7 protein-coding genes, 1 pseudogene and 1 riboswitch are annotated in these 7,306 nt (G+C 45.3%); of the genes and pseudogenes, 1 reads left to right on the top strand and 7 read right to left on the bottom strand.

Translation table 11 applies throughout. The annotated features are described in order from the left end of the window. Nucleotides 1–43: 43 nt before the first annotated feature. Entirely contained in the window at nucleotides 44–517 is a 474-nt protein-coding gene (locus Q0526_RS16825; protein WP_298736191.1) for a TspO/MBR family protein, read from the bottom strand. Nucleotides 518–674: 157 nt separating this feature from the next. Between Q0526_RS16825 and Q0526_RS16820 the strand changes: the two are divergent. Beyond that, nucleotides 675–797, top strand: a pseudogene (locus tag Q0526_RS16820) (sporulation transcriptional regulator SpoIIID); the annotation flags it as partial. 241 nt (nucleotides 798–1,038) lie between these two features. Here Q0526_RS16820 and Q0526_RS16815 read toward each other — a convergent pair. From Q0526_RS16815 to Q0526_RS16790, 6 genes are all read right to left on the bottom strand, one after another. After that, the gene (locus tag Q0526_RS16815; RefSeq protein ID WP_298736188.1) at nucleotides 1,039–2,148 is read right to left on the bottom strand and encodes an ABC transporter ATP-binding protein; all 1,110 of its coding nucleotides are present in this window, start codon (nucleotides 2,146–2,148) and stop codon (nucleotides 1,039–1,041) included. A 6-nt stretch (nucleotides 2,149–2,154) separates the two neighbouring features. Further along, nucleotides 2,155–3,168, bottom strand: coding sequence for an iron ABC transporter permease (locus Q0526_RS16810; protein WP_298736185.1), 1,014 nt, complete (start codon nucleotides 3,166–3,168; stop codon nucleotides 2,155–2,157). 9 nt (nucleotides 3,169–3,177) lie between these two features. Next, nucleotides 3,178–4,323 carry an ABC transporter substrate-binding protein gene (locus tag Q0526_RS16805; protein ID WP_298736183.1) on the bottom strand — a complete coding sequence of 382 codons (1,146 nt, stop codon included), beginning with the start codon at nucleotides 4,321–4,323 and terminating at the stop codon, nucleotides 3,178–3,180. A 1-nt stretch (nucleotide 4,324) separates the two neighbouring features. Beyond that, complete coding sequence (locus Q0526_RS16800; RefSeq protein WP_298736180.1) at nucleotides 4,325–4,870, bottom strand: hypothetical protein; 546 nt, start codon at nucleotides 4,868–4,870, stop codon at nucleotides 4,325–4,327. A 62-nt stretch (nucleotides 4,871–4,932) separates the two neighbouring features. Further along, nucleotides 4,933–5,436, bottom strand: a complete 504-nt coding sequence (locus Q0526_RS16795) for a hypothetical protein (protein WP_298736177.1) — start codon at nucleotides 5,434–5,436, stop codon at nucleotides 4,933–4,935. A gap of 15 nt (nucleotides 5,437–5,451) precedes the next feature. After that, the gene (locus Q0526_RS16790) at nucleotides 5,452–6,657 is read right to left on the bottom strand and encodes a sirohydrochlorin cobaltochelatase (protein ID WP_298736175.1); all 1,206 of its coding nucleotides are present in this window, start codon (nucleotides 6,655–6,657) and stop codon (nucleotides 5,452–5,454) included. 174 nt (nucleotides 6,658–6,831) lie between these two features. Then, nucleotides 6,832–7,040: riboswitch (cobalamin riboswitch) on the bottom strand. Between the last annotated feature and the right edge of the window lie 266 nt (nucleotides 7,041–7,306).

Genomic DNA, 7,306 nt, shown 5'->3' with positions numbered 1-7,306 from the left:
AAAGGGAAGAAGCCCGGCAGGCGTTACCTGCCGGGCCTCCTTTTTAGTTTAAAATCCATACACCGTAATTCAAATAGGCCGCAAAGATGACCCAGAGCAGATAGGGGACCTGAAGCCAGGCAGCCAACGGATCTACCTTATGAAACGAGGTGATCATCCATAAAATTAATCCCCACAAAATCACCAGCCAGACCAGTGCAGCGCCGAAGGCTTGAAAGTTAAAAAACAGAATGCTCCAAAAGAAATTGAAGGCTAACTGGAGCAGAAATATGCGCAAGCTGCTGGTGCGCTCACGAGAGGGAGAAGCCAGATAGATCCGAGCTGCTCCGATGCCCATCAGAACGAACAGAATTCCCCAGACGATGGGAAATACAAGGGCGGGAGGGGAAAGCGGGGGCTGGATAATGCTTTCACTGTAAGCTTTGGCTCCGTCTCGGGTCAGCCAGCCGGACAGGCCGCCCACCGCTTCGGTAAACAGAATCCAGGCGGCGTATATTTTCCATGTATGCTGTTTCATATTTGAATCACCCGCAATAGCATATGCCGCCCTTGGGATAGATATTCAAATCGAAAAGAAGAGGGAAAATCCGGGGGATTTCCAGCGCGTACAGGCATGGTACTCTCTCTGGCCACATATATATCTTGTGGCAAAACGGGAGAGGGAGTGTAAGGATTTGAAAGGAAATATCGAGGAACGCGCCTGTAAATTGGCGGCGTACATCATCGAAAATGGAGCAACCGTCCGCTCTGCCGCCCGGAAATTTGGCATCAGCAAATCCACCGTACATATAGAAGTGATAAATTAGAACGATTTATATGGGCGATACAGTAAGCGACCATATTAAGCCAAGAGGCGGCATAGATCAGCACCGGGGAAGGGCTGGTCTATGCCGCCTTTTGTATTCTAGAGGGATGGAGTATTCTGCCGGTGTATTTACATTGGCTATACTAGTTTCCAAGGAAAGATGAGCGGAGCACTTCAATACGCGCTAGGAATTTGGAAGAAACAATGATGTAAGTGTTAGCTGAACTGGAGGATTATGGATATGTTATCAGTTTGCCATTGATTCTTGCATATTCTGTTAAATCGCTTAGAACTTTCGCAAAATCAACCATTTCTAATTCTTTTAATGTGCAAACAACAAATTTACAGGTATCTATCCATCCCTTTGCTTGCTTAATTTGTTCATCTGCCACATAATGAAAGGCTGGAACATGGATTACCTCCGCTGCCAGTGATTTAGCCGAGGCATAATCTATATCGTTTTCCCACAGGATTCCAGCCGCAAACGCTTTTCTTTCACGCTGTAATCTGCGAAATACGCTGGTTCCGGTGCCGTTTCCTGCAATGACAAAAATTTCAGGTTTCTCCTGCACCGATGGCAGTTCCAAATCGCCGGTCAGTTCATCATAAGAGCCGGTTGTCATCTGATAAAGCTGAGGAATATATCCTTGGGTAAAGATTTCTTCGGGCGTTCCAAAGCGGTCGATTCGATCCCCCTGTACGCAAGCAATCTTGTCCGAGATACGCCCGGCAAGGTCAAGTTCATGCAGCGACATAAGCACTGTCAGATTCCGCTTTCTGGACATCTCCTGCAAAATAGATAAGAACTCCAGTTTGTAACGGATATCCAGGAAAGAAGTCGGTTCATCCAAAACGATCACATCAGGCTGCTGGCATAGTGCTCTTGCCAGCATAACCCGCTGCTTTTGCCCGTCACTGATTTTATTGAAATCTCGGTTGGCCAGCTCCGTTATGCGCACCAGCTCCATGGATTCACGCACGATCTTCCAATCTTCTTGGGATAGAATGCCGAATTTCCCCGTATAAGGATATCGGCCAGTTGCCACAACATCTTCGCAATTCATCATCTCAGGATTTACCCGTTCGGTCAATACAACGGACAGCCTTTGCGCCATTTCTTTGCCCGGCATTTTCTCCGCCTGTTGTCCATCTAACCATACAACGCCACACACGGGTGGCAACTGCTGGATAATACTGCGCAAAATAGTTGTTTTTCCTGCACCGTTTGGTCCTATCAATGTAACAATTTCGCCTTTATTTATTTCAAGCTGAATATTGCGGATGAGCGGTATACCATTATAACCAACAGTTAAATCTTTTGTATATAGATAGCCATGATTCATTCCCGATTACCCCATTTTTTCTCTTTTCCGGCGTAGCATAATGTAGATAACCACCGGAGCGCCCAAAATTGCAGTTACCGTGCTGATCGACAACTCGGTGGGAGTAAATACTGTTCTTGCCAGCAAATCGCAGAACAGGCAGAATGACGCACCTCCTAAGAAGCAAGCTGGAATCATTAAAATCGGCTGTGTTGTACCAAACAAGCCTTTGACAAGGTGAGGAACGGCGATTCCGACGAAGGATACCGGTCCGGCAAATGCAGTTACACAGGCCGAAAGGATACTGGACAGGATCACCAGCACAATACGGAAACGTGATACATTAAGCCCCATATTCTGCGCATAGGCTTCACCCATCTGATAGGCGCTAATTGGTTTGGATAACAGAAACACAAAAAACATCGTAATAAGCACTACGATTGCCATAACTTTTACATTGTCCCAGTTAATCCCCGAAAAGCTGCCCAGAGACCAATTGTGCAGATTTACAATATCCGCATCATCCGCAAATGTAACAACAAAGTCAGTCACAGCAGAACAGATATAGCCGATCATGACGCCGCTGACAATGAGCATTGCCATCTGATTGATGACTTTGGACATTAGAATAACAAAACCCATGCATAACATGGAACCGGCAAAGGCCGCAAGAATCATCAGCCATGAACCGAGCTGTACTGAAAATTGCAGGGACGCTACCATCACCAATGCGACAATCAGCTTTGCACCGGATGAAACGCCCAGCGTAAACGGGGTTGCGATTGGATTGTGGAAAAAGGTTTGCAGCAGATATCCGGATAATGCGAGGGCACCTCCCAAAATCACCGCTGCAAATGCTCTTGGCGCTCGGACCTGCGTAACAATTTCTGTGTAGGTTTCATCCGTTCCGATTCCTTGAAGAATTTTAGGAATCTCAGAAAATGGAATATTAACGCTTCCGATACATAGGTTCATGACCAGAAACAAACGCAGAAGCACAAATAAAACAACAAATGCAGCAAAATATCGTTTTTTCTTCATCTGTTTGTATCACTCCAACTTGTAAATATAGGTAAGGCTCTGATCATCTCCTTGCAGCATGTTATGGATATCTGCGATGATGGTGCCAAGTTCCATAGTGGACTGGTAAATGTTCTGGGTTGTACAATAAACATTTCCATTCTGCACAGCCTTGAAGTTCTCTAAAAGCTGACTTTTCGTTAATAATTCATCCCGAGATTTGAGTTCCCCGTCTACTGTGCTGTTATAGATGATATAATCGGCATCCTTTGCCTGTGCATAAAAAGCTTCCATCTCCATGCTCATGGTGGAAGATTTACTTTCATCATCGGGATCTTGTTCCAAAATATAGGTTCCACCAGCCATTTCAATCATTTTCGCCAGATAATCGGACGGTCTGCGTACGTTAGCCTCGCCATTGGTTGTGATATAAAAAAATGCAACTGTTTTTCCGGTAGGCTGTGCTCCGCTGACAGACTCAAACGCCTGTTTTTCTGCATTGAACGCTGACTCAGCAGCTTCCTGCTGTCCGGTCAGCAATCCATAGAGTTTTACCCATTCTGTTCTGCCGAGAGGGTGAGACTCATAACTGGAATAATCCACCAAAACCGGGATTCCAAACTTATCCAGCTGTTCCTTCACTTCGGGCGTATGAAAAATCATAGTGTTCTCAATCGCCAAGCTGCAATTCTCATCAATGAGGTGCTCATAATCCGGAGCGGAATATTTGCCAGCATATAGAATATTTCCAGATTCCATTGCCGCACGCACTGGTTCAATATACCAGCCATCGCTTTTCAGCGCACTGAAACGGATCGTATCCAACGCATCCATCGAAACAAACATATCCATCACAGCCGAGGCAACTAAATAAATGTTTTGGATCGGTTGGTGCAGCTGCACAATGTTTTCATCCAAACCGGATGGCTCTGGTTTTCCCTCTGGGATTACCAGATACTGCGTACCATTGGAGATGGTAATAAGCGCATATCCATCATTGTAATAGTCCACTGCAAATTCCTCAGCATAATCGAGAGGCATACTGTGATCGAAGGTTAAATCCGGACTGATATCAGTATTACGTGTTTCCAGCAAATCAGCTTCAGAAGGTGAACCGCAGGAGGATACAGTAAATATGAGGATAAAACACAATAAAACTACTGCCATTTTTCTCATTTTATTTGCTCCTCCGTTTCTTATGAATCCCCAAAAAGGAGATAATTACGACTATGGCAATTACAATTACCGTTCCTGCAACCATAGCCATCATTTCAAAAGATGTGTCTTGTTTTATGGTGTCTTGGAGGAAGGTTAATGTATATTCGATTTCATGTGGTGTGCTCATTGCTGTGGTATTCGCAACGACCGCTATTGGCATATCAAAATCTATAATCGGAAGTTCAAAAGTGGAATTTCCAGCCTCCTGGAGTGGTTTAAAAGTTTTATTTTCTACCTTCATGTAGTCATAGTTCGGGCTGCTCCATTCAATCTGAACATAACCCTTTCCACCCCGTACAGTCATAATTGCCGGAGATGTAATAGTCGCCCGTCCGCTTCCACCCTCCAGTATGACTTCTATGGAATATTCACCATCCTCCAGATCAACCGTTGCTGCTTCCGCAGATGCTGAGGCAGGAAATACCATAACGGATGTGATACACATCACCATCAATAGCCCAAGACAAAATTTTTTCACCAGATAGGGAAATATGCTTCTCCTCATATTTGTCCTCCTCTCCAGATACAAATCTGTCCCTGCCGTTAAGAGCAGGGACAGAGCATGGTTTATTCAAGTTTTTCTGGGTTCGATACAATTACCTCATGATCGTACCACTTTCCCTTTGTACCGATTAGCGCAAGGTTAAACGGCTCGTCCAGAACCGGAACTGGAACATCAAAACCGTTGATCTCTTCGCTTATTCCATCCTCATAAGTTACGGTATCCACAGTAGGCTGCAAAAGTTCTGCCCCATCTTTCTGGGCATCCTCTGCGGTGCCTGGGAAAAGATTGACAATATTCTGAGAGGTAAGCGAAATGTGAATGGTCATTTTACCGTCCTGAACCGTCAGCTTTCCTTTACCATCGCATGTCTCGTTGACACGGAACATGCTGCTGTCCGTTTCAAAATCAGCAGAATAGATGCCATCTTCCAGAGTTGTTTGTTGTTCCTGCGAAACAGCTGGAGGGCTGGAGCCGTCCTGAGCAGATGTATCCGTCTGATTGCTGCATCCAACGGCGAAAACAGCGACCAAAGCAGCCATACACAGGAGTATCGTTCTTTTTTTCATGCTCGATCTGTTCCTTTATTGATTGATTACAGCACCAGTATGTGCAACATATAGCTCCTGAATGGCTGGAATCTGACCGAGGCCTGCAATCTGAGTATCAACGCTCTCAAAAGCGCCGGATGCGTTGAACATACTCTTCCAGGAATCAGCATCATCGCCTGCCATATCATTGTTTGCATGGTCACCTGCAACGACCATCAGAGGACGAAGGATGACTTTCTTATAACCAGCTTCTTTGATGCTTTCAATAACAGCTTCGCAGGCGGTTTCTTCCGGTTCACCCTCAACGGTACCGATGAATACATTGTTGTATCCCAGAGCCTCCATCTGAGCCTGCATCTGGCTGTAAGATACCTTTGCTGTGTGGGAAGTACCGTGACCCATAAATACGAATGCAACGCCGTCTGCCTTTGCTTCATCCAGAGTCTGGTATCCAGCTGTCTTAACCGCTTCTGCGGTAACAGCCTCTGCAACAGCTTTTTTATCTTCATTGATGACAGTTGCATCGGTACCGACATCGCCCAGAAGAGGAGCAGCGATCTGAACCGATTCAAATTTATCCTGATAAGCTCCTACGGTTTCTGCCAGCTCATCATACTCAGCACCATACATCAGATGGGTAGGCTGAATCACCAGATTCTTAACACCATTTTCTACCGCACGGTCAAGCGCCTGCTGGACGTTATCGATCTTTTCTCCGTCACGAGCCTGCACATGATTGATAATGATCTGGGCGGTAAATGCTCTTCTGACCGACCAGTCCGGATAGGCTTCCTGCAAAGCGTCCTCAATGCTCTTGATGTCAGCAACACGGCTGTCATTAAAAGAGGTTCCGAAGCTGACTACGAGCAGTTCATTTTCGCCGATTTCATCACCGTTGCGGGGATCATCTTTAGAAGCATCTCCAGTATCCCGTCCAAAATAGTCTGGATCTGCAAATTCGCCGGAAACCAATTCCTTTTGGGCATCCGTCAGGGCATCCCAAGCAGCCTTTGCAGCCTCACATTGTTCATCCGTGTTTTCGTTTCGTTCTTGCACATAGATTGCGTCAATCAGCTTGGCCACCTCATCAGCAGCAGCTTGATCGTCAGAGACTGGATTGGTAGAAGACACCTCTCCTAAGTTGTCTGATGTCTCACTTTCCTGAGAACCGCAGGCAGCAAGAGATGCTACAATGCACGTTGCAAGCAGGAGTGCTATGAGTTTTTTTATGTTCTTCATTTTACTTTCCTCCATTGATTTATATCTTTTTGTGGTTTAAGCCACGAAAAAGCAGTAGTAAAATGGAGAAAAGTATGCTAAAGATATGCCAAAAAAGAAAGCAGCAGTCATACATGACTGCTGCTGCCGTTTTTTCGCAACAAAATAGCCCATTTCTCCATAACTCGAGAGCAAATAGACTTTAACAATCTGAGCAGGTCTCCTGACTTGCGTATCATAAGCCTTCCGCACAGCCTTCTCAGGATCAACTCCCAATGACCGACTTTCGTCATGTGCGGTGCCTCCGCGCATACAGTGGCGGTACCGTTCCGGATTCCAACCGGATTCACTATTCTCCATCAACTCTATACGAAATTGATGGCACTCAGACATCATATTTATTTAGAATAAAAATATCATAGTAATGCATATTTGTCAAGCAACTAACAGACGATAAAAATTCTTATTAGTAAAACTTCAATATATTTTATAACATCAATTAGCGCTCTTGTTCCTTACGCTTTTCCTTGCTGGGAATCATCTGTTCCTTCTGCGCCTGCCGCACCATCCTCCGTACTGTCTGCCGCTCTATACTATCATCATAAAAAATTTTTCTAAATCAACGCGACATTTTCCAGCATGTTCCCATTATTTTCCAAAAGCCGGTGAA

The organism is uncultured Subdoligranulum sp., from assembly GCF_937890665.1.
Note: the sequence above shows the minus strand (reverse complement) of the source record. Positions and strands in the feature narration are given on the sequence as shown.

What these genes read in the sequence shown, in the direction of transcription:
- Q0526_RS16800 (WP_298736180.1), bottom strand. Translation starts at nt 4,870, where the DNA reads ATGAGGAGAAGCATATTTCCCTATCTGGTGAAAAAATTTTGTCTTGGG.
- Q0526_RS16815 (WP_298736188.1), bottom strand. Translation starts at nt 2,148, where the DNA reads ATGAATCATGGCTATCTATATACAAAAGATTTAACTGTTGGTTATAAT.
- Q0526_RS16805 (WP_298736183.1), bottom strand. Translation starts at nt 4,323, where the DNA reads ATGAGAAAAATGGCAGTAGTTTTATTGTGTTTTATCCTCATATTTACT.
- Q0526_RS16825 (WP_298736191.1), bottom strand. Translation starts at nt 517, where the DNA reads ATGAAACAGCATACATGGAAAATATACGCCGCCTGGATTCTGTTTACC.
- Q0526_RS16810 (WP_298736185.1), bottom strand. Translation starts at nt 3,168, where the DNA reads ATGAAGAAAAAACGATATTTTGCTGCATTTGTTGTTTTATTTGTGCTT.
- Q0526_RS16790 (WP_298736175.1), bottom strand. Translation starts at nt 6,657, where the DNA reads ATGAAGAACATAAAAAAACTCATAGCACTCCTGCTTGCAACGTGCATT.
- Q0526_RS16795 (WP_298736177.1), bottom strand. Translation starts at nt 5,436, where the DNA reads ATGAAAAAAAGAACGATACTCCTGTGTATGGCTGCTTTGGTCGCTGTT.